Below are 19,746 nucleotides of genomic sequence, written 5' to 3' on the forward strand. Positions count from 1 at the left end.
CAGCTTCAGCCGAATTCCCAAGTTCGTACAAACAGGAAAACACGATGACTAATTTATCCGCCAACACAGAGAGCCTACCGGATCCAGATGCTGTGAAAATAGCCGTGCTGGGACTAGGATATGTTGGACTTCCACTCGCTTTAGAATTTTCCAAGGTCTTTCCCACCATTGGTTTCGACGTGCACGAAGAGCGCGTTGCGATGCTTTCAAAGAACGTAGATCTCACTAGAGAGGTGACTTCTGAGGAACTGGCTGCGGCAAAGGGTCTACACTTTAGCGCTCGGCTCGACGATATTTCAGATTGTAACGTTTATATTGTCGCTGTTCCGACACCAATTGATATTAATCATCAGCCCGATCTGCTGCCTCTCCTCAAGGTATCAGAAACTATCGGCCACGTGCTTAAGCGAGGCGATGTGGTGATCTATGAATCGACTGTCTACCCGGGCGCCACCGAAGAAGATTGTATCCCCGTCCTTGAAAAACTATCTGGTCTGACGCTTAACCGAGACTTCTATGCGGGCTATAGTCCCGAGCGGATTAACCCTGGAGACAAGTCTAGACCATTGCCTATGATCCTTAAGGTCACCTCTGGATCCACTCCTCAAGCCGCCCGATTTGTCGATGACCTCTATAAGCGCATTATTTCCGCTGGGACCTATTGTGCCTCTTCAATCAAAGTCGCGGAGGCGGCCAAGATAATTGAAAATACCCAACGAGATTTGAATATCGCCTTGATCAATGAATTATCAATTATCTTTTCGCGATTAGGCCTCGACACCAATGAGGTGCTTGATGCCGCCGCGACGAAGTGGAACTTCGTACGCTATACACCCGGCTTGGTGGGGGGCACTGTATTGGGGTCGATCCTTATTATTTGATGCACCGTGCGACGGCGGCGGGGCACATCCCCGACCTCATCCGCATTGGCCGTGAAATCAACAATGGCATGGCACGAGAAAGCGCAAACCGTCTCGTGCGCGCCATGACAAAAGCGGGTCATCAGATTCTTAATGCCCGCGTTCTAATCCAAGGAGTGACGTTCAAAGAAAATTGTCCTGATATCCGCAACACCAAGGTATTTGAGCTTGCGACAGCGCTTCAAGAATGGGGGATGGAAGTTGATATTTCAGATTCTTGGGCCGATCCAGATGAAGTTGATCATGAGTATGGCATCCGACTGATCCAAGCTCCTAAAGGGACCTATGATGCGTTGATCCTCGCAGTCCCACATAGCAATACTATCTCGGCAGGGAGCGAACCTCTACGTGCACTGTTGAAACAAGGCGGTCTTCTTTTTGATTTAAAAGCAGCCTTCCCCAAGGAGCTGTCAGACCTGCGGCTGTAAACCTTTGACAAAAGGTAACTACGCCATTGACAGCTTACCACAAAGCAGGCCGATGAGGATGAGGCATCCACATCGGCAGTGTCGAAATTTCGTGGCCAGGGCCGGGGGAGGGGGAGCTCAAGGATTACCCTTCTAGCAACTCTACCAAGTGCCGCCCGTATGAATTTTTATGGTACCGCATGCCACGCTCGCGCAAAGTCTCCGAGGATATCCAACCCTGAGAATACGCGACCTCGTCCGGACTGCCAGTTTGCAATCCTTGGCGTTTTTCCAAAGTGCGTACGAAGTTGCCCGCATCCAACAGGCTGTCATGAGTGCCGGTGTCGAGCCAAGCATAACCGCGCCCCATTTGCTGCACATTAAGCTCGCCATCGTGAAGATAGCTTTCCAGTAGCGACGTTATTTCCAGTTCGCCTCGCGATGAAGGGCTCACTCCTCTCGCCCGGACAGATGCTGTACCATCAAGAAAATAGAGACCTGTCACCGCATAGTTTGACTGTGGTACCTTAGGTTTTTCGGTGATCCCACGCACTTTCCCGTCAGCGTCAAAGTCAACCACACCATAGCGCTCTGGGTCCGCTACGCGATAACCAAAGACAGTGCCGCCACTGCTATTAAAATTGGCCTCTTCCAACAACTTCGGGAGCCCATGGCCAAAAAAGACATTGTCCCCCAACACCATCGCGCTGGCAGCGCCAGCGAGAAAATCCTCGGCTAGAATATAGGCCTGTGCGAGCCCGTCAGGGCTGGGCTGTTCGATGTAGGTCAGGTTGATACCCCACTGGCTGCCATCGCTCAAAGTACGCTTAAACTGTTCTTGGTCCTGCGGCGTCGTGATTACCGCGATCTCTCGGATTCCCGCCAGCATCAGAACGGAAAGCGGATAATAAATCATGGGCTTATCATAGATTGGCAGAATCTGCTTGGATATCCCCAAGGTAACCGGGTAGAGTCTGGTGCCAGAGCCGCCAGCCAGAATGATACCTTTGCGTGTCTTCATTGTAGATATACCCTTATCTCGACAGTTTATTGGTCCCAAATTGAACCTCGTATCAGTCTTCTCTGTGAGGCTTACTTGTCAGGCTGCCCCCTAAGTCTTTTAGCACTCGATCCAGTCCCACACGCCAATCAGGACGCGCAATACCGAAGCACGCTGTGGTGGTGGAACAATCTAGTTGGGAGTTCAGCGGCCGAACCGCCGGGGTCGGATAGTCCCTTGAAGGTATTCGCGTCACCGCGCAATCTATGTCAGCTTGCTTGAAAATCTCAATAGCAAAGTCGGCCCAGCTGACAGCTGGGGCACCGCTAAAATGATAGGTGCCAGCCTTGCTCGCTTGCTGTCCAAGCTGGTTCGTAATTGTCAAACAAGCGGCTGCAATATCCCCTGCTGCTGTCGGCCCACCGATCTGATCCCCAACAATCGTCAAACTGTCCCGTTCACGACCCAAGCGCAGCATCGTTTTGACAAAATTGTTGCCGTGGGAGGAAAACACCCAAGATGTACGCAGGATAGCAAAGCGCCCGCCTGTTGTCCGGACCGCATCCTCCCCCACCAACTTTGTGCGCCCGTAAGCTCCCAATGGGCCAGGTGCGTCATCAGGTTTCCATGGTGTCTCCCCCTGGCCGTCAAAAACGTAATCTGTTGAGATGGTTAGAAATGGTATGTCTCGCGCGGCACAGACTTGCGCCATTGCCGCGGGGGCGTCGCCATTCACCAACAATGCCTGTGCCTCTTCGTTCTCGGCGTGGTCTACGGCTGTGTACGCGGCGGCGTTGATCACAGCGCTTGGCGCATGAGCCTTTACCGCCTCCATGCAGGCAGACGGATTTGTCAGATCAACCTCGTCGCGCCCAATCGCGACAACATTTGCCTGCTGCCGCAGCTCTGTGGCGACTTGGCCAGTCTTTCCAAATACAAGAATTGTCATAAGGACCTCTCCAAGGCATCATCAATCCAAGCTATTGCCTGAGCCCATGTGATCAGCGGAAATCGCTGTACGCGCTCGCTGTAGTAAGCAAAGCTTTCTCTTCCGACCATGTCAGACAAATCGACAAGGACAGCAGCGCTCTCAGTTACCTGAAGGATGCCACATCCATGATCTATCTGAACAATTTTGAAATCAATGCCTTCAGTAACCATCAGTTCCGGCGCAACCTTCCATACATCCCCGTTCCACCGTCCGCTTATGCGAGGCATATGTTCAAACAGCCAACTAGTGGGCAGCATGTCGTGCAGAGCAATAAACCCGCCGGGTTTCAATGCAGCTATCGAATGTACGATGTCCCGATGAACCTGAGTATATTCGTGAAGCCCATCGATCCAGATGACGTCAAATTTTTTTGTGTTGCTGGCAAAGAATTCATCTGATGTTTGCCGGTGCGTACCCCCGCGAGCGGGGTCAACGCCGGTCTTGTCGGCCAGTGGGATTGAATCAAACAACTGGTTCAAGTCACAGCCAATTTCCAGATAAGCACAATTGGGGATGCGGGCTGTGATATAATTGATCAGCGCTATTCGATTATAGTTGATCGACGACCAATCCCAATTGAACTCTTTTTCGTGGGCGTGGTGGCTGAAATGATCGGTCAATGTCTGGCGCTCTAACTTATTGAGATCGCCCCAATCCTTTGCCAGAAGGGTATCAATATCAGGGTTAGCCTTCATGTCTTTTATCCTTCTAAAGGCTAACAGCACAGCCTATACTTTGCCCAAACGAACACCCACGTCGCTACGATCTAGCAGCTGGCTCCACCAATCTTCGTTGTCCAGATACCAGCGCACAGTCTTCTCTAATCCCTCCTCAACTGTAACAGAAGGGCGCCAGCCCAGTTCCTCGCGGATACGGGTGGGATCAATGGCATAACGCGCATCATGGCCAGGGCGGTCGGTCACAAATTCGATCAAATCTGCATAGGGTTTGTCGGCCGGGCGTAATCTATCAAGGATACTGCACAGCATGTGAACCAATTCCAGGTTAGTGCGCTCGTTCTCCCCACCGATGTTATAGGAACGCCCAAGCACCCCTTTTTCCAAGACCAGTAGCAGCGCATCAGCGTGGTCTTCAACATAAAGCCAGTCCCGCACATTGCCCCCGGTTCCATAGATCGGTAGCGGCTTGCCCGCCAATGCGTTTAGGATCACCACAGGTACCAGTTTTTCTGGAAAATGGAAAACACCATAGTTGTTGGAGCAGTTGGTTAGAACCACTGGTAAGCCATAGGTTTCTGCCCACGCCCGCACCAAGTGGTCGCTGGCAGCCTTGGAGGCTGAATAAGGGCTGCGAGGATCATACGGAGTTTCTTCAGTGAATTTCCCGTCGGACCCAAGCGAGCCGAAGACCTCATCTGTAGAAATATGATGGAAGCGGAAATCTTTAGGTTTTCCTTTGGTCTGCCAGTAGCTGCGCGCTGCTTCCAGCATGTTGTAGGTGCCGGTGATATTAGTTTCGATGAAGTCCCCCGGACCATCAATCGACCGGTCAACATGGGATTCCGCTGCCAGATGCATCACTGCTTGGGGAGCGTGATCAACGAAAACCTTATCCATCGCCGCGCGATCACGGATATCAGCCTTTACGAACGTATAGTTCGGTGCCTCTGCCACGCTGGCGACGTTGTCCAAGCACGCAGCATAAGTCAGGGCGTCGAGGTTAATCACCTCGTGGCCGCGCGCCACAGCAAGCCTCACCACTGCAGAGCCGATAAAGCCTGCCCCGCCGGTAATCAAAATCTTGGTCATTCGGTACCTTCGAACACAAACGGGCTTTCAAAGTTTCGCAGCAGGGGTGCTGCAGCGTCTTTTTCCGATAAGATTGGCGCCTGCGTACCTAACCCCCAATCGATGCCAATGTCGGGATCGTCGAAACGGATCGCGCCATCAGAGTCTGGAGCGTAATAATCAGTGCATTTGTAAATGATTTCGGTGTCCGGTTCACGAGTGACAAAGCCATGTAGAAAGCCTGCAGGTACCAGCAATTGCCGTCCATTCTCGGCGGTCAACTCATAACCAGTCCACTGTCCATAGGTTGGGCTCCCCGTCGCACATCCACCGCCACGTCAAACAGAGATCCCCGACCACAACGTACCAGCTTAGTTTGGGCGTGGGGAGGCGATTGGAAATGTAATCCCCTAACAGTGCCGACCTCACGGCTCAGCGAGAGGTTGTCTTGTACAAAATCGAAATCAAGCCCCGCCTTGGACATGCGGCCTCGGTTCCAGCTTTCACTGAAAAAGCCTCGGGCATCCCCAAAGCGACGCGGTGTTATTAGCACCACTCCCGGTAGGGTGGTTGGCTCAATTTCCAGCATGTGTGGTTCCTTATCTATCGCCACGCCCTGCCTACTGCAGAAAGCGGTTTTCCCAGAGTCCACTATCAATTGCTTGCGCAGATGTCAGCCCGCTTCGTTAAGACACAAGGGCTGTCGATTGAGCAGATGTGGGATCGCCACGAAGCCACTCGATAGCGTAGCGTTGAATGTCAGCCCATCGCCCAGCTAGGCAGCACACCTATTAATTCTTGTTTATGGGCATAGGTTTGTGATTCATTTCGTCCAAACAACGGGGGGAGGATGCAAGTGGCGCGATCAGACATGGGCGATCTGGAATGGGAATTCATCAATCCGTCTTGCCTAACAAAACGCGCGGCAAGAAGCGGGTTGATGACCGCCGCGTGATCAACGGCACTTTCTACGTCCTGCGCACCGGCATCCCTTGGGCCGATCTGCCCAGCGACAACGGTCTATAATCGCTTCAACCGGTGGAGCTACGCGGGCCACTGGGACCGGATCATGGACGCCATCGCCGACGACACAGTGATGGTCGACAGGACTAGCGTGCGCGCGCATCATTCCGCCACGACTCTAAAAAAGACCCGCGCCGCTGTTTAGGTCGCTCACGGGGCGGATTAGGCACGAAAATACATGCGCTTACCAATCAGGGTGGGCTGCCGATCCGATATGAATTGACACCCGGCCAAGCTCATGACGCGCCGCCGTGCAAGACGCTACTGGGCAATTTGTAACCTGGCCAACATGTGCTCGCGGACAAAGCATATGACGCTGACTGGACCAGAGGCTTGATCTGGGAACAGGTCGCTATCGACGTGATCCTTCCCAAGACCAACCGCAAACTACCCGCCGAATTTGATGCTGAAATCTACCGCGAGCGCAACAAAATCGAGCGTTTCTTTGGCAGGCTGAAAGCCTCGTTCCGCCGTATCGCAACCCGATACGAGAAAACGTCACGCAATTTCTTGTCGATGATCAAATTGGCATCGGTCAGGCTGTGGATCGAGTTTTATGAGTCGGCTGCCTAGGGTCAGGATTCATAACCAGTAGATGACGAGGGCGGCGAGGGCGATGGCCGAAAGGAAGACCTTCGGGCATCGGTCATATCGGGTGGCCACACGCCGCCAGTCCTTGAGTCTTCCGAACATGATCTCGATGCGATTGCGCCGCTTGTATCTCCGCTTGTCGTATTTGACCAGCGTCTTGCGCTTTTTTCGGCCTGGGATGCAGGCGCGTATCCCCTTGTCCTGCAACGCTTCTCTGAACCAGTCAGCATCATAGCCGCGATCCCCGAGTAGCCATTTGACCTTTGGCAGGCTGCTCAGCAGGGCCCGTGCGCCGATGTAATCACTGACCTGTCCGGCGGTGACGAACAGGTCGATCGGTCGTCCCTGACTGTCGCAGATGGCGTGCAGCTTGGTGTTCATGCCGCCCTTGGTTCGACCGATCAGGCGACCACGCCCCCTTTTTGGCGGCCATACTGGTCGCCGTTCGGCGGGCTTTGAGATACGTCGCGTCGATCATCACGGTCGTCTTCTCGCCGTGTTCTGCCGCCAGCCCGGCCATCATCCGCGCGAAGATGCCCTTCTCGCTCCACCGCTTCCACCGGCTGTAGAGCGTCTTGTGAGGACCATAGGCAGCAGGCGCATCGCGCCACCGCAAGCCATTGCGATTGATGAAGATAATCCCGATCAGCACCCTCTTGTCATCTACCCGGGGCTTCCCGTGTGACTTGGGAAAGAAGGGCGCCAGACGCGCCATCTGCGCGTCGGTCAGCCAGAAAAGATCGCTCATATCACTGCTCCATTTTCCGAGCGGTGAATCATGCTGTGCGCGCGAAATCAATGCATCCTGACCCTAGTCAAGTGGTTCATGGGAGGTGAAAATATCCATGATACATTATCAATAATGTATCATTATTAAAGGGTTATCTGAATATGTTTCGCGCGCGAAACATTTGAACATTGTATGGGCGAAGTATCCTACGTTGAGATACTTAAGATACACATTGATTGAAGGGAAGTCGTTGAAACCCGATACCTATGACCGGACGCGGGTAGTGGCGCCTGGTTGGGACGTGCGTGTCCTTGAGCAGGAATGGCGGGCCTGGGCTAGCGAGGTTCCAAAGAGGACTGACGCTGCTTTTATTGGGTTCTACAAAAGACGGTTTGTTGAGAGGGACCTGTTCAGGGTCGACCATAGCTTCGGGGGTTAAGAACTTTATAGAAGAAGGTTCCCTCAAACGCGCCGCCTAAAATCCGGTGTAGCTGGGCAATGACATGCCGATTGTCGACTGGATTTGTCGGGCAAAGGTATGACACAAGCACTTGGCAAACAGGTGCCGGAGTGGTTGTAAGTCAATGACTTCAAGGGGCCAAATTTAATATCCTGAAGTGGAAGTAACTTTGCTGGCAAGGCTGATACAATTATTTAAGCGTTATGCTACCCAGCATGGCACGCTGAAGCGGCGTGGGTTTGAACTCATCGATACCGATGGGACGGTGTTTGGATTCCTAGAACAGATTTGCCTAAGGCGCGGCCGTTTGGTGATTGAGGGATGGGCCCATACCGAAATGGTTGGGCTTGTGTGTGGCACCGAACGAACACAGGCTGCTCCTTTTTGGTGCGCGGCGATGTGAACCAAGCGCGCGGCGAGAACAATCATGCCAGCCTTGGGTTCTTACTTGATCTTCCGCTAACGCCCGGCCCCAAGATGTTCTGGGTCAGGCATGCAGATGCACAATACGTTTATGCTCTACCTGATTTTACTGCGCGAGAATTGTCCGGAATGAAGCACCGTTTGGCGCTATCCTTCTTGTGGGATATTTTGCGCGCTCTGCCCGCTGCGGCCAGTTGGTATCGCCGTAGCGATCCCGATGCGCGCCGCCGGATTAAACATATCTTGGGTTTAAACGAACACACACTTACGCAGCTAGTGCCCTCGGAGTTGTTCGCAAAGCCCGATCTGCCACAGGCGCACTTACATCAAGACTGCGAGATTACTATCATCCTGCCCGTCTACAATGCCTTTGATCTCTTGGAAGAGGTGCTCCAGCGGGTAGTCGATTACACCGACCTGCCTTATAGAATAATTTTGATTGAGGATGCTTCGCCAGATGAGCGGGTACGTCCTTTTCTACGCCACTGGCACTCAGGGCTTACAGAAGAGACTGCTGAACGGGTCCGGATTATAGAAAACCAAGAAAATCTCGGGTTCATTCGATCAGTGAATGCGGCCTTCAACGCGGCAATGACCTATGGGAACCATGTGGTCCTACTCAATGCCGATGCATTTGTGCCTAAGGACTGGGCCAGTCGATTGATCGGACCTATTTTAAGAACTGAAAGCGTTGCCAGCGTCACTCCGATGTCCAATGATGCCGAGATTTTTAACGTACCTACCATGGGGCGACGGAGTGATCTGGCGCCGGGGCAGGGGGATGCACTAGATCAAGTTGCGGCACGACTTAATCCAACTTTTACATTGGCCGAAGCACCTACTGGAGTTGGTTTTTGCATGGCTATGAACATTAATTATCTGCAGCTGGAACCCCAGTTCGATACAGTCTTTGGTCGCGGCTATGGTGAAGAAGTCGATTGGTGCCGCCGCGTAAACGAACGACATGGGGGGCGGCATGTGGGGCAGGCGGGACTTTTCGTGGAACATCGGGGCGGTAGCTCTTTTGGGAGCGCAGAGAAGCTCAAACTGGTGCATGCCAACAATAAGATCATCTCGGGACGCTATCCTGATTATGACCAGTCCGTTCAAGATTTCATTCGCCGCGATCCGCTGAATGCAACGCGACTGGCATTAGGGCTGGCTTGGGCCGGGCTACGTCAGGCACCGGTGCCCGTTTATCTGGCGCACGACCTCGGCGGCGGTGCTGAGCATTATTTGGCACAGCGGATCAGAACCGAATTAGGCGATGCCGAGGATGCTGCCGCGGTAGTACTGCGGGTAGGAGGCGCACAGAAATGGCAGATCGAACTGCACAGCTTGGGAGGTGTGTTGCGCGGCGAAACCGATGACACGGCGTTGATTCAGCAGCTGCTGGCCCAGCTTCCCGCGCGCCATGTGGTCTACTCCTGTGGCGTGGGGGCCCGCAACCCGGTAGAGATTCCGGCCATTCTAACCGAGTTGGCCACCGGGGATGCACATTCATTAGAAGTGTTGTTTCACGACTTCCTACCGCTCAGTCCATCCTACACGCTGCTGGACGCCGATGGAGTGTTTCGGGGTCTGCCGGAGGTCGAGGGGCCTCAGGATGAAGCGCATCAGTTCACCTTACCCCAAGGGCCCACTCTGTCGCTGGCCGATTGGCGGGCTGCTTGGGGGAGATGATGCAGACGGCAGATCATCTGACTGTCTTTTCGAATGACAGCGCCAATATAGTGGCCAGTGCATATCCGCAGGTTGCCAATTTCATCCGCATCCAGCCACATGAAATATTGCATCCGGTGCCTAATGTTTCTCCAGGCAAAACCCACGACGGAGTGCCGGTGATTGGAGTGTTGGGCAACATCGGCATACAGAAAGGGGCGGGCCTGCTGCAGTCCCTTAGCCGCGAACTGGCACGCAGCGAGCAGGCGCGACTGGTGGTGATCGGGAAAATTGACCCAGCCTACGTGTTAAGCCGTCCGGCACAGGTGCATGGCAGTTATCAGTTGGAAGATATTCCTGGAATCGTTAAGCAGTACGGCATCAGCCAATGGCTGATCCCTTCAATCTGGCCCGAAACGTTTTCCTATGCGACCCATGAGGCGATCGCCACTGGGTTACCAGTCTGGTGCTTTGATCTGGGGGCGCAAGCGGAGGCGGTGGCCGCAGAAGCGGCACGCAGCGGGAAGGGTGGTACGATCCCTCTTGAAGTGGTGTGTGAGGACGTAACCAAAGTTCTCGATTTTATTTTGCCACAAAACTAGAAAGCTAATGATGAGTAAGATTTCCGTTCCCATAAGTAAGCTGCACGGCAAAGGCATTGAAGTACTGAATCGGGGTATGTCCAAGTCGGTAAACTTACCGGCAAATACCAAGCTCGAGGCCCCGTCGAGTCTGAAGTGGACCGAATATGAGCACTCCATTCATCTGGGGGCTTTTTCTTATCAAGTGTCGGGGTATTGTTTTGCAGCACGGATTGGGCGGTATTGTTCGTTTGGTGAGAATGTACAGATCGGACGCCAAGATCACCCACTGACCTGGGCATCAACCAGCCCCGCATTCTATCTGCATGACCGCTTGTTTGACCTTGATAACGGCTTTGAAGGGGCAGAGAATTACCACAGCTATCGTTTTCCGAACGAAGGCCCACCAACCAAGGTGAAGATTACCACCATTGGCAATGACGTCTGGATTGGCCATGGCGCGATGATCAAGGCTGGAGTGACGATTGGCGATGGGGCAGTCGTGGCGGCGCATTCTGTTGTGGCGCGCGATGTGCCTCCCTACGCGGTCGTGGCGGGTAACCCAGCAGTCATCAAGAAGTCCCGATTGCCGTCCAATCTCATTTCGCCGATGTTGCGCTGTGCGTGGTGGCGGTACGCGCCTTGGCAACTAGACCATCTGCAGCCCTCAAAACCGCTTGACTTCATCATGGGCGTATTCGCCATGCAGGAGAAAGAGCCTCACTTTGAACCCACTTTGGTGGACCTATCCAAGGATGAAATGTGACAACCGTCGTTTTTCTGCATATTCCAAAGACCGCCGGTCAGACCATCCACAACGCTCTGGTGAAAGCGGTTGGAGGCGTAGAGCATGTCAGCCCAGTGCGCACCCATACCCAAGCGCCAAACGGGCCGCAGATGCCAGCAGGATACAGACTTTACTCTGGGCATATTGACTGGGATGAACTCGGGAATTTGCCCCAGGACCGGTTTGTTTTTTCAGTGCTGCGTGAGCCGCGTGAACGGATCGCGTCGTTCTACCTTTATCTGCTCAAGGAAGCCCAAGCGCTGAGCCCGGCGGCTCTGCAGCGTCCTGAAAACCTCGGTAAACGCCGGATTCTCGAAATGTCTGCGGACAATTATTTTTTTGGCGGAGATGCCGCTTGGCAGAACTTTGTGCGCGACCATTACGACAACTTTTATTGCGCCTACTTCGCCACACGTAAAATGCGTGGGCGGCGTGGTCTTGCAGGGTTGAACGCGGCTGAAATGATGGCACGGGCCCGTGAGGGGATGGCACAGCTTGATGGTCTTTACACCACTACTGGACTTACAACATTGGAGACCGATATCGCTGCGCGGCTGGGGCAGCAGATTAATGTGGCACGGAGCTTTCACAATACAGGTGGCCATGCCGCGGGAGAAGCGCGTTGGCCCAAACTCTTGGCGCTGTTTGAACGCGATTCTTCTGCCGCGAAACTAGCTAAGTTCGCCAGCTTAGATACGGAGTTGATGGCCGCGACCCTGCCAAAGGATTGGGCCTTAGGTGAAGATCGGTGATGCCACGGGCCCTATTGTACGCTCATACCTCTTCTACCCATCGTTCAGCAAAGTGCGGTGTTGGCGCCGCAGCAGCAGAAGCCCCGCCATAAACAGCGCCAACGCCAACCCTAGCAGATATAAGATCGATACGTAACTAGCGTCATAGTTGGCATAAAAGCCGCGGCGCACCAGCCCGACGATATGCACCAAGGGGTTATACCACAGGATATCGCGGTAAGGCTGGGGGATGGTTTCAAATAGGAAGAAGATGCACGAAATAATAAACATCGGCCGCATCAGGATGGACCAGATCCGCTGCCAGACTGGAAACCGAGTAAAAAGATAGCAATTCATCGTGCCAACCCCCAAGGCCAGCAGCGCTGTAAAGCTAAAGGCGGCGACAACGGTTGTGTAATCGGGCAGCAACCGAGTGTCGAAAGCCAACAGGATTCCTCCGAGCGTTATATAGGCCACCAGGACTTGTGTCAGCATGTTGACCAAGAAGCGCGCGATGATTGCATCCAGATATGTCACTGCCGGGTAGGCCAATAAGGGCTTTGAGAACAGCAGCGACATCGCCAGCTTTCCGGATATATCATTGAACATCAGGAAAGGAACCATCCCCGTTGCATAGAAAATCGGAAAATTGGTTCCCAAGGCCGGAGATTGAAAGCCAGTCGAAAAGATTAGGGTCAGCAAGGCGATCCCTGCCGCCGGTTCCAGTACAGCCCAGAGATATCCCCCGGCGAGCGGCCATAGGTGGTAACCATTTCACGCAGCATGAGGGCGGTGATTGTGCGCAGGCTGGCAAAGCGCCGCCCTCGTACCACGCCGGTGGCGGACGGTTGGGCTGAAGGGAAGGTGGGCAGCATGGCAGGCCTTAGTGCTGAAGGGTTAGTCGTGGTTCATACAGGCCATTGCACTGGTATTCAAAGGGCAGGGTTTGTAAGACTGCTGAAAATGCCTAACCGGTTGGGAACTACGGATTGACACAACCTGCTGCCACCAACGCCTCGGGGACAAGAGACCCAGCCGAAAAACCTACAAATGGCCCCCCTACGATGCACCCGTGCGCGCGCCAGTGCGCCGTGCTCGGGTGCGCTCACGACACGTAGGCATCCTTATGAGCTTCGTGGCGATGGTTCTTGTGCCCGCGTCGGCAGCAGCTTTTTACTTGTGGTCAATTGCTACGGATCAATATGCTTCTACAGTGGCATTCTCAGTGCGCTCGGAAGAAGTCAGTTCGGCGGTGGAGCTCCTGGGCGGGATCACCGAACTGTCTGGGTCCAGTTCTTCTGACACCGACATCCTGTATGAGTATATCCAGAGCCAGAAGCTGGTTGCGCTGTTGAACGATGAGTTGGACCTAGAAAGTATTTGGTCACGGCCAGAGTATGACCCGGTATTTGCCTATAATCCTTCGGGCACAATAGAGGACCTGGTCGACTATTGGATCCGGATGGTAAAGATCTATTATGATAGCGGCAGTGGGTTGATTGAAATCCGTGTGTTGGCTTTTGATCCCGACGATGCTGAGGCTATTGCCACCAGCATTTTTCGCGAGAGCTCAAACATGATCAATGAGCTGAGCGCTATCGCCCGCGAGGATGCGGTGCGCTATGCGCGGATTGATCTGGACGAGGCGGTAGAGCGATTGAAGACCGCGAGAGAAGCGGTGACAGTGTTCCGAAATAAGAACCGAATGGTTGATCCGACGGTGGATTTGCAGACCCAAGCGAGTCTGCTGGGCACTTTGCAACAACAATTAGCCGAGTCCCTGATCGAACTGGATTTGCTCGATGAGACCACTCAGTCTAACGACCCACGGGTCGGACAAGCACAGCGTCGAGTTGCAGTGATCGAGAAGCGCATCGAGGAGGAACGCCGCAAACGCGGCATTAGTGGTGGGGCCGTCACAGACCAAGAGTTGTTTTCTACTCTTGTCGGCGAATACGAGCGCCTTGTCGTGGATAGGGAGTTTGCCGAAAAAACTTACGTCTCGGCCTTGGCTACTCGCGATGCCAGTCTTGCTGAAGCACGCCGCCAAAGCCGCTATCTAGCTGCACATATCGAACCAACACATGCACAACGCGCACAATATCCTCAGCGTGAGGTAATCTTGTCTCTGCTTGTGCTGTTCCTCTTTGTGTCTTGGGCGATCCTTCTGTTGGTATTTTATTCTCTGAAAGACCGGCGCTGAGGCGTGAATATGATTGAGTTTCGCGACCTTACCAAACGATTTTTCATCCGTGGCCAACGCAAGGTGGTGGCCGACAATATCAATCTGGTGTTTCCCGCCGGACGCGCAGTTGGGCTTCTGGGGCGCAATGGTGCTGGTAAATCGACCCTCCTTAAGATGATTGCCGGTACTATGGATCCGACCGAAGGTCAGATTATCTCGCACGGTACGATCTCTTGGCCGGTAGGGTTCGCTGGATCGTTTCATGGAGAATTGACGGGCGCGCAGAATGCGAGGTTTATCGCTCGGATTTATGGGGTCGATACGGAGGAAATGATCGACTTTGTGGGTGATTTTGCCAATTTGGGTGGACATTTCAACTTGCCATTTCGCACCTATTCTTCGGGTATGAAGTCACGGCTGGCCTTTGGGGTTTCCATGGCCGTACCCTTTGATACCTATCTCGTGGATGAAGTGACTTCCGTGGGGGACGCGGCGTTTCGCAAGAAAAGTGGCGAGGTGTTTCGTGCGCGGATGGAACATGCAGGTGCCGTGGTGGTCTCGCATGGCATGGGTCAGATCCGTGAGATGTGTGACGCGGGCGCGGTGCTCGAAAATGGGAAGCTTTACTATTATGATGATGTGAACGAGGCCATTGATCACCACAATGGAAATATGGCTAAAGGCTAGTGCTTCAGAGCCGTCCTAAAGCAGCAGCGGCATATAGACATGCGGTGCCAAGGCGTCCCTGCCGTGCGATGCCCAAACGACGCAGCTGCGCAATGCGGGTGGGGCCGGCTGCAGGTTCCCGGAAATTTTCAAGTATCTGTCGTGCCATTGGGTCGAGTAGCTGCGCGCGGGTTGCTAGCGCGGCGGCATTGGCGCCCACCCAGTTTCCATATTCCGACCTCAACACCTGACGAGCGCGGGTAATTCTGGCGCGCTGCCCACGATGGGCACCCATCAAGTTGCTGTCATGCTGACGGTAAAGGAGGGCAGTGGCATCATCAACTATAACCTGCCCACCGGCGCCTGAAATCAACAGGTAAAGCCACCAGTCGTGATAAGGGACGCCCATTGGCACTCCAGCGCGGCGCACCAGCTCCAATGCCTCAGCAGAGAGCACGCAGCTGTGGCCGCTGATTACATTCTGCACCAGCGCATTGCCGAAGCTCGGGCGGCTTCCTAAGGTTCTGGAGCGACCGATCGCCCGGAGTGTGTTATCCACATGGAGGCTCTGCGCGCCGTAAATCACCAGCCCCTCATAGTCTTGGATTTGTGCTATCGCGCGGGTGAGTTTGTGATCAAGCCAGACATCGTCTTGATCTGACAGTGCCACCGGACCGGTGGGGAATTCAGGATGACAGAGCAGCGACATAAAATTTGTGGCCACGCCTTGTCCTGGACCCTTGATTACGCGCACCGGATGCCGATTGCCATGGCGGCGATCAAACTCCTGTAGAATGTCGAGAGTGGCATCATTGGAGCCGTCATCACTGACCCAAAGCTGCCAATGTGTATGATTCTGAACCAGATAGCTGTCCAATTGCTCCCGTAGATAAGCCGCCCCGTTAAAAGTGCAAAGCGCTATGGTCAGTAAAGGGGTTTTGGTGAGCATATGTGTATAATTAAACGGTTTTTACATAGAATCCATAGCCTTGCTGTAGAAATGGATCTCTCGCCCTGGTCGAACATTGGAAACAGCTCAGGAAGACTTTACTTCGTGGGTTTAGCTTTAAGGTAAAATAGGCATTAATAGAGTAACGTTCATTTGTTTTAGGAGCAGCACAATGCCCTCAACAGCTTTTGCCAATGTCATAACTGGTCCAGAGGACGATTTGGGACGGCTGAGCTCTGTTACTTCCGAAATCGCGTCGGGGGATGATTTCCCTGCAAGCCCGGCTACGACTGGGGAAGTGACAGTGGATGGCACCGCCACTGGTGATATCGAAACAGCCAACGATCGCGATTGGTTCGCCGTGACTCTAACAGAGGGGCAAACCGTGCAGATTTCGCAGAACGGCGTGGGATTAACTGACCCCTACCTACGGCTGCGCAATGCGAGTGGCACAGAGCTGGCTGCCAACGATGATGGTGGCGCGGGCCTTGATTCCCTGATCACGTTCACCGTTCCCTCCAACGGTCTATATTATATCGAGGCTGGGGCATATGGAAGCAACACTGGAACCTATCAGATCGAAGTGACTGAGGTGCAGCCTGAGGCATATGACCCGCTTGATACGATCAATTGGGGTACACGCGTCTCCAATAATAATGTGACCGTTTATTTTGGCACGGCCGGATTCTCGGAGGGTGGGTTCATCGCCGAAGGTTTCAATGCCTATGAAGTCGCCCGCTTTCGCGCAGCCTTTGACGAGATCGAGGCGGTGAGCAACCTAACCTTCACATTTGCAAACGCACCTTCCGGTGCCGATTTCCGCATGATCTTGGATACCAACGAAATGGAATCCGGGCTGCTGGGTCTATTCTATCCGCCGGGAAATGGATTGCTCAGTGGCCTGGGTGTTTTCAATGGTTCCGAGTGGGACCGCTCATCCGGCGGCACACTGGAAGCGGGGGCTGGGATATCAAACCATCGCACATGAAGTCTTGCATGGCCTTGGATTGGCGCATCCGCATGATACGGGTGGCTCCTCCGAGATCATGCCGGGGGTGAGCGCGCCGTTTAACACCTACGGCCAAGACGGGTTGAATCAAGGCGTCTATACTACGATGTCTTATAACCGTGGCTTTAATCTTGGCGAGGCGGGGACTGGCACATCCTTTGATTACGTGTACGGGGCTGAGGCCGGACCAATGGCGCTGGATATCGCGCTGCTCCAACAGGCCTATGGGGCTAACACAACTACGGCATCGGGCAATAATGTCTATGCCCTTGACAGAACCAACGGCGCGGGAACGCACTGGCATGCCATCTGGGATACCGGGGGCATTGACGTGGTGCGGTATGTCGGGACACAGGATGTCTTTATTGATCTGCGGGCAGCAACGTTGCTCGGGGAAGAAGGTGGTGGCGGATACTTGTCGCGCGCTACAGGGATTGCGGGAGGTTTTACGATTGCTGCGGGGGTGGAGATCGAAAATGCCACTGGCGGATCCGGTGATGACACATTGATCGGCAATGCTGGCGACAACATTTTGCGCGGGGGTGCGGGCGCTGATTCCCTGATTGGCGGCGCTGGTATCGACACAGTGGACTACACAGGCTCTCGGGGATCGCTCCGGGTTGATCTGATGTTTGCCGACATCAACACCAACATCGCTGAGGGCGATACATATGACAGCATTGAGAACCTGATTGGCTCGCAAGGGTTTGATAACCTGCGAGGCACATTTGGCGATAACCAGATCCAAGGGATGGCCAATGTAGATTACATCTTTGGGCGACGTGGTGTTGATACGCTGGAGGGTGGCATTGGCGATGACGTGTTGTTCGGTGGTGTGGGGGCTGATATGCTGATCGGAGGCGTTCATCGCGACAGGGCACAGTATTCCGAAAGCCTAACGGCGCTTGTGTTGGATCTCATGAACAGCGGCAACAATACCGGTGAGGCGGCGGGCGACAGCTATGATTCCATCGAGGATCTGGCAGGCGGGTCTTTTGCAGATGTGATTTATGGAGATCTTAGCGACAATCGGCTGTTTGGCCGTGAAGGATCTGATCAGCTCTTTGGTCGGGCGGGGGATGATTACCTCAATGGTGGAGCCCATGCGGATCGTTTGGATGGGGGCTGGTAACGACACCCTCCGTGGGGGCAGCCATAATGATACCTTTGTGTTCAACGGCGGCAATGATGTGGTGGAGGACTTCAACCATGCCCATACTGACCGTATCGCGATCCAAGCCTCGGAGATCACTTCCGTGGCAGGACTGACAGCCCAGCAGGTCGTGGATAACTTCGCCAATATCGTTGGTGGGCAGGTGGTGTTCGACTTTGGCGGCGGAAATGCCCTGAGACTGGAATCGTTGGATAGCCTGTCGGACCTCGCAGAGGATGTGCTGATATTCTGAAGCGACGTCGTCGATACTGCGGCCATTCTGTAGGCCCCCAGACGGGGGCTGTTGCGTTAATTGCAGTTCTTAGGGGGATTGTGATTTGTGAGTTCGAACATGCCGCGCAAATCGCCGTTCAAGCATCACCGCTTTCCACGTGAGATCATACTGTGTGCCGTGCGCTGGTATCTGCGATATCCCCTGTCTTACCAAGATGTTGTCGATCTTCTGGAAGAGCGCGGCACGATAGTCGACCGATCAACCGTGTATAGCTGGGTCCAGAAGTTTGGCCCCGAGCTGACCAAGCGAACGGAAAAGCATCTACGCCGGGCCAGCGTCGACTGGCATGTCGATGAGACCTACATCCGTGTCGGCGGCAAGTGGCGCTATCTGTGGAGGGCTGTCGATGCAAACGAACAGATGATTGACTTCCGCCTGACCGCTCGGCGGGATGCCACTAGGATCGCGCCATAACGCAAACGCACCCCGCCTACTGATGGGGGCCTTGATCATTTCGGCGGAACGAGCGTTTACTCTGCGGCCATCCGGTCGGCCTGCGCGGTGCGGTCCATGATGTAATCCACTGCCTTCTGCGCCTCGGACGCGGCGCAGAAAATCGCGCGGCTGTCTTCCTGCATAGCCTCAAGCCATCCTTCGACATAAGCCGCGCTCTGATCAAATTCAGGCTCCACCCCGATTTGCGCGCAAAGCATGCAGTTTCCGATTTCCGCGACCAGCTCTTCGAACGCATAGGCCTTGCGATCACTGAACCGCTCCAAACGGTCCAGCCGCTTTGTCGCCCCTGTCCAGTGGGTCAGCTCATGCGCCAAGGTGCCGTAATACCCTGAGGCCCGATAGAACGTACCAATCGGCGGCATGTGGATGCAGTCGGTCTTGATGTTGTAATAGGCGCGCGGCTCCTCAGTCACGTCGATCTGCGCACCGGTCGCAGCAAATAACGCCTCCAGCTCGGGGTCGGCTACGGTGCCAAGATCACGGGGCGGATCGGGCAGGATGTAGAATTCAGCGGGCAAGCCCTCGATCTGGTCGGCGTTGAACACGCGGTAGGCCTTGGCATAGGGGATCTGGCGTTCTTCGCCGTTCTCGTCCTCGCGCTCGACGGTGCCGTATTTCACCACGGTTGCGGATTTCTCGCCCTTACGGACATGACCCCCAAGCTGCTTGGCCTGATTGAACGTCATCCAGCGGGCTGAGCTGTAATCCTTGGCCATCGCGGTTGCCCAAAGCATCAGGATGTTGATGCCCCGATAGGCCTCGCCGTTGAACCGTTCCGGCAGGCTGACCCCTCCCCCGCCGCCGGTCCACGGCTTGCGCCAAGGCGGCGTTCCCGCCTCGATCTGCGCGATGATCTGATTGGTGACATGGGAATAAACGTCAAACTTCTCTGCGGTCATTTGTGACCCTCCTTCGCGTGACGCGGTCCGGGTCTGCTCCCCTTTCCGCCAATGGGCGGGCCTTCCTGTTCTGATCTTTG

At 54.3% G+C, this 19,746-nt stretch carries 20 protein-coding genes and 3 pseudogenes; 13 read left to right on the forward strand and 10 right to left on the reverse strand.

What is annotated here, in order from left to right; translation table 11 throughout:
• Positions 1 to 44: 44 nt before the first annotated feature.
• The gene (locus ACFQAU_RS18030; RefSeq protein WP_386284140.1) at positions 45 to 881 is read left to right on the forward strand and encodes a nucleotide sugar dehydrogenase; all 837 of its coding nucleotides are present in this window, start codon (positions 45 to 47) and stop codon (positions 879 to 881) included.
• A complete protein-coding gene (locus ACFQAU_RS18035) occupies positions 881 to 1,348 on the forward strand; it encodes a UDP binding domain-containing protein (protein WP_386284220.1) in 468 nt (155 codons plus the stop codon). Before ACFQAU_RS18030 ends, ACFQAU_RS18035 begins: the two co-directional genes overlap by 1 nt.
• Before the next feature lie 124 nt (positions 1,349 to 1,472).
• Here ACFQAU_RS18035 and rfbA read toward each other — a convergent pair whose 3' ends face one another.
• From rfbA to rfbC, 5 genes and pseudogenes are all read right to left on the reverse strand, one after another.
• Positions 1,473 to 2,348, reverse strand: a complete 876-nt coding sequence (gene rfbA, locus ACFQAU_RS18040) for a glucose-1-phosphate thymidylyltransferase RfbA (protein WP_132446745.1) — start codon at positions 2,346 to 2,348, stop codon at positions 1,473 to 1,475.
• A gap of 52 nt (positions 2,349 to 2,400) precedes the next feature.
• Positions 2,401 to 3,276 carry a dTDP-4-dehydrorhamnose reductase gene (rfbD, locus tag ACFQAU_RS18045; protein WP_132446743.1) on the reverse strand — a complete coding sequence of 292 codons (876 nt, stop codon included), beginning with the start codon at positions 3,274 to 3,276 and terminating at the stop codon, positions 2,401 to 2,403.
• Complete coding sequence (locus ACFQAU_RS18050; RefSeq protein ID WP_132446741.1) at positions 3,273 to 4,013, reverse strand: class I SAM-dependent methyltransferase; 741 nt, start codon at positions 4,011 to 4,013, stop codon at positions 3,273 to 3,275. The genes rfbD and ACFQAU_RS18050 overlap by 4 nt, the downstream gene beginning before the upstream one ends.
• A 33-nt stretch (positions 4,014 to 4,046) precedes the next feature.
• Positions 4,047 to 5,087: a dTDP-glucose 4,6-dehydratase gene (gene rfbB / locus ACFQAU_RS18055; protein WP_132446739.1), complete on the reverse strand. Its 1,041-nt coding sequence runs from the start codon at positions 5,085 to 5,087 to the stop codon at positions 4,047 to 4,049.
• Positions 5,084 to 5,655, reverse strand: a pseudogene (gene rfbC / locus ACFQAU_RS18060) (dTDP-4-dehydrorhamnose 3,5-epimerase). The gene rfbB and the pseudogene rfbC overlap by 4 nt, the downstream one beginning before the upstream one ends.
• A 267-nt stretch (positions 5,656 to 5,922) precedes the next feature.
• On the opposite strand from rfbC, the pseudogene ACFQAU_RS18065 reads away from it, so the two are divergent.
• Positions 5,923 to 6,662, forward strand: a pseudogene (locus ACFQAU_RS18065) (IS5 family transposase).
• A gap of 9 nt (positions 6,663 to 6,671) precedes the next feature.
• Here ACFQAU_RS18065 and ACFQAU_RS18070 read toward each other — a convergent pair.
• Positions 6,672 to 7,428 (reverse strand): IS5 family transposase gene (locus ACFQAU_RS18070; protein WP_386284148.1). Its coding sequence is split into 2 segments (ribosomal slippage): positions 6,672 to 7,098 and positions 7,097 to 7,428, totalling 759 coding nucleotides; the frame shifts between segments, so codons are not numbered across the junction.
• An 829-nt stretch (positions 7,429 to 8,257) separates the two neighbouring features.
• Between ACFQAU_RS18070 and ACFQAU_RS18075 the strand changes: the two genes are divergently transcribed.
• The 4 genes from ACFQAU_RS18075 to ACFQAU_RS18090 are packed head-to-tail and all read left to right on the forward strand — an operon-like array spanning position 8,258 to position 12,075.
• On the forward strand, positions 8,258 to 9,976 hold the full coding sequence (locus ACFQAU_RS18075) for a glycosyltransferase family 2 protein (RefSeq protein ID WP_386284223.1): 1,719 nt from the start codon (positions 8,258 to 8,260) through the stop codon (positions 9,974 to 9,976).
• A complete protein-coding gene (locus ACFQAU_RS18080; RefSeq protein WP_386284151.1) occupies positions 9,973 to 10,557 on the forward strand; it encodes a glycosyltransferase family protein in 585 nt (194 codons plus the stop codon). The genes ACFQAU_RS18075 and ACFQAU_RS18080 overlap by 4 nt, the downstream gene beginning before the upstream one ends.
• Positions 10,558 to 10,564: 7 nt before the next feature.
• Entirely contained in the window at positions 10,565 to 11,302 is a 738-nt protein-coding gene (locus ACFQAU_RS18085) for a CatB-related O-acetyltransferase (protein WP_386284155.1), read from the forward strand.
• Entirely contained in the window at positions 11,299 to 12,075 is a 777-nt protein-coding gene (locus tag ACFQAU_RS18090; protein WP_132446729.1) for a sulfotransferase family 2 domain-containing protein, read from the forward strand. Before ACFQAU_RS18085 ends, ACFQAU_RS18090 begins: the two co-directional genes overlap by 4 nt.
• 33 nt (positions 12,076 to 12,108) lie before the next feature.
• On the opposite strand, the gene ACFQAU_RS18095 is transcribed toward ACFQAU_RS18090, so the two are convergent.
• Both ACFQAU_RS18095 and ACFQAU_RS18100 read right to left on the reverse strand, forming a co-directional pair.
• Entirely contained in the window at positions 12,109 to 12,756 is a 648-nt protein-coding gene (locus ACFQAU_RS18095; protein WP_386284160.1) for an ABC transporter permease, read from the reverse strand.
• Positions 12,750 to 12,929: a hypothetical protein gene (locus ACFQAU_RS18100; protein ID WP_386284163.1), complete on the reverse strand. Its 180-nt coding sequence runs from the start codon at positions 12,927 to 12,929 to the stop codon at positions 12,750 to 12,752. Before ACFQAU_RS18100 ends, ACFQAU_RS18095 begins: the two co-directional genes overlap by 7 nt.
• A 251-nt stretch (positions 12,930 to 13,180) precedes the next feature.
• Between ACFQAU_RS18100 and ACFQAU_RS18105 the strand changes: the two genes are divergently transcribed.
• Both ACFQAU_RS18105 and ACFQAU_RS18110 read left to right on the forward strand, forming a co-directional pair.
• Positions 13,181 to 14,257, forward strand: a complete 1,077-nt coding sequence (locus tag ACFQAU_RS18105) for a KpsE/RkpR family capsule polysaccharide export protein (protein WP_132446725.1) — start codon at positions 13,181 to 13,183, stop codon at positions 14,255 to 14,257.
• A gap of 9 nt (positions 14,258 to 14,266) precedes the next feature.
• On the forward strand, positions 14,267 to 14,926 hold the full coding sequence (locus tag ACFQAU_RS18110; RefSeq protein ID WP_132446723.1) for an ABC transporter ATP-binding protein: 660 nt from the start codon (positions 14,267 to 14,269) through the stop codon (positions 14,924 to 14,926).
• Positions 14,927 to 14,930: 4 nt separating this feature from the next.
• Here ACFQAU_RS18110 and ACFQAU_RS18115 read toward each other — a convergent pair whose 3' ends face one another.
• A complete protein-coding gene (locus tag ACFQAU_RS18115; protein WP_132446721.1) occupies positions 14,931 to 15,854 on the reverse strand; it encodes a glycosyltransferase in 924 nt (307 codons plus the stop codon).
• A gap of 172 nt (positions 15,855 to 16,026) precedes the next feature.
• Here ACFQAU_RS18115 and ACFQAU_RS18120 point away from each other — a divergent pair, with 172 nt between their 5' ends.
• From ACFQAU_RS18120 to ACFQAU_RS18135, 4 genes and pseudogenes are all read left to right on the forward strand, one after another.
• Positions 16,027 to 16,842, forward strand: coding sequence for a PPC domain-containing protein (locus tag ACFQAU_RS18120; RefSeq protein ID WP_386284169.1), 816 nt, complete (start codon positions 16,027 to 16,029; stop codon positions 16,840 to 16,842).
• Complete coding sequence (locus ACFQAU_RS18125; protein WP_386284208.1) at positions 16,751 to 17,995, forward strand: M10 family metallopeptidase C-terminal domain-containing protein; 1,245 nt, start codon at positions 16,751 to 16,753, stop codon at positions 17,993 to 17,995. The genes ACFQAU_RS18120 and ACFQAU_RS18125 overlap by 92 nt, the downstream gene beginning before the upstream one ends.
• A complete protein-coding gene (locus ACFQAU_RS18130) occupies positions 17,967 to 18,269 on the forward strand; it encodes a hypothetical protein (protein ID WP_386284211.1) in 303 nt (100 codons plus the stop codon). The genes ACFQAU_RS18125 and ACFQAU_RS18130 overlap by 29 nt, the downstream gene beginning before the upstream one ends.
• Before the next feature lie 99 nt (positions 18,270 to 18,368).
• A pseudogene (locus ACFQAU_RS18135) lies at positions 18,369 to 18,707 on the forward strand (IS6 family transposase); the annotation flags it as partial.
• Between the two features lie 74 nt (positions 18,708 to 18,781).
• Here ACFQAU_RS18135 and ACFQAU_RS18140 read toward each other — a convergent pair.
• Positions 18,782 to 19,666, reverse strand: a complete 885-nt coding sequence (locus ACFQAU_RS18140; protein WP_132446717.1) for an ArdC family protein — start codon at positions 19,664 to 19,666, stop codon at positions 18,782 to 18,784.
• Between the last annotated feature and the right edge of the window lie 80 nt (positions 19,667 to 19,746).

The sequence above is a fragment of the Sulfitobacter profundi genome (genome assembly GCF_042661425.1).
Lineage (GTDB): Bacteria > Pseudomonadota > Alphaproteobacteria > Rhodobacterales > Rhodobacteraceae > Sulfitobacter > Sulfitobacter profundi.

Coding starts and splice junctions, on each gene's coding strand:
- ACFQAU_RS18030 (WP_386284140.1), top strand. CDS start 45: ATGACTAATTTATCCGCCAACACAGAGAGCCTACCGGATCCAGATGCT.
- ACFQAU_RS18035 (WP_386284220.1), top strand. CDS start 881: ATGCACCGTGCGACGGCGGCGGGGCACATCCCCGACCTCATCCGCATT.
- rfbA (WP_132446745.1), bottom strand. CDS start 2,348: ATGAAGACACGCAAAGGTATCATTCTGGCTGGCGGCTCTGGCACCAGA.
- rfbD (WP_132446743.1), bottom strand. CDS start 3,276: ATGACAATTCTTGTATTTGGAAAGACTGGCCAAGTCGCCACAGAGCTG.
- ACFQAU_RS18050 (WP_132446741.1), bottom strand. CDS start 4,013: ATGAAGGCTAACCCTGATATTGATACCCTTCTGGCAAAGGATTGGGGC.
- rfbB (WP_132446739.1), bottom strand. CDS start 5,087: ATGACCAAGATTTTGATTACCGGCGGGGCAGGCTTTATCGGCTCTGCA.
- ACFQAU_RS18080 (WP_386284151.1), top strand. CDS start 9,973: ATGATGCAGACGGCAGATCATCTGACTGTCTTTTCGAATGACAGCGCC.
- ACFQAU_RS18085 (WP_386284155.1), top strand. CDS start 10,565: ATGATGAGTAAGATTTCCGTTCCCATAAGTAAGCTGCACGGCAAAGGC.
- ACFQAU_RS18100 (WP_386284163.1), bottom strand. CDS start 12,929: ATGCTGCCCACCTTCCCTTCAGCCCAACCGTCCGCCACCGGCGTGGTA.
- ACFQAU_RS18105 (WP_132446725.1), top strand. CDS start 13,181: ATGAGCTTCGTGGCGATGGTTCTTGTGCCCGCGTCGGCAGCAGCTTTT.
- ACFQAU_RS18110 (WP_132446723.1), top strand. CDS start 14,267: ATGATTGAGTTTCGCGACCTTACCAAACGATTTTTCATCCGTGGCCAA.
- ACFQAU_RS18115 (WP_132446721.1), bottom strand. CDS start 15,854: ATGCTCACCAAAACCCCTTTACTGACCATAGCGCTTTGCACTTTTAAC.
- ACFQAU_RS18120 (WP_386284169.1), top strand. CDS start 16,027: ATGCCCTCAACAGCTTTTGCCAATGTCATAACTGGTCCAGAGGACGAT.
- ACFQAU_RS18130 (WP_386284211.1), top strand. CDS start 17,967: ATGCGGATCGTTTGGATGGGGGCTGGTAACGACACCCTCCGTGGGGGC.
- ACFQAU_RS18140 (WP_132446717.1), bottom strand. CDS start 19,666: ATGACCGCAGAGAAGTTTGACGTTTATTCCCATGTCACCAATCAGATC.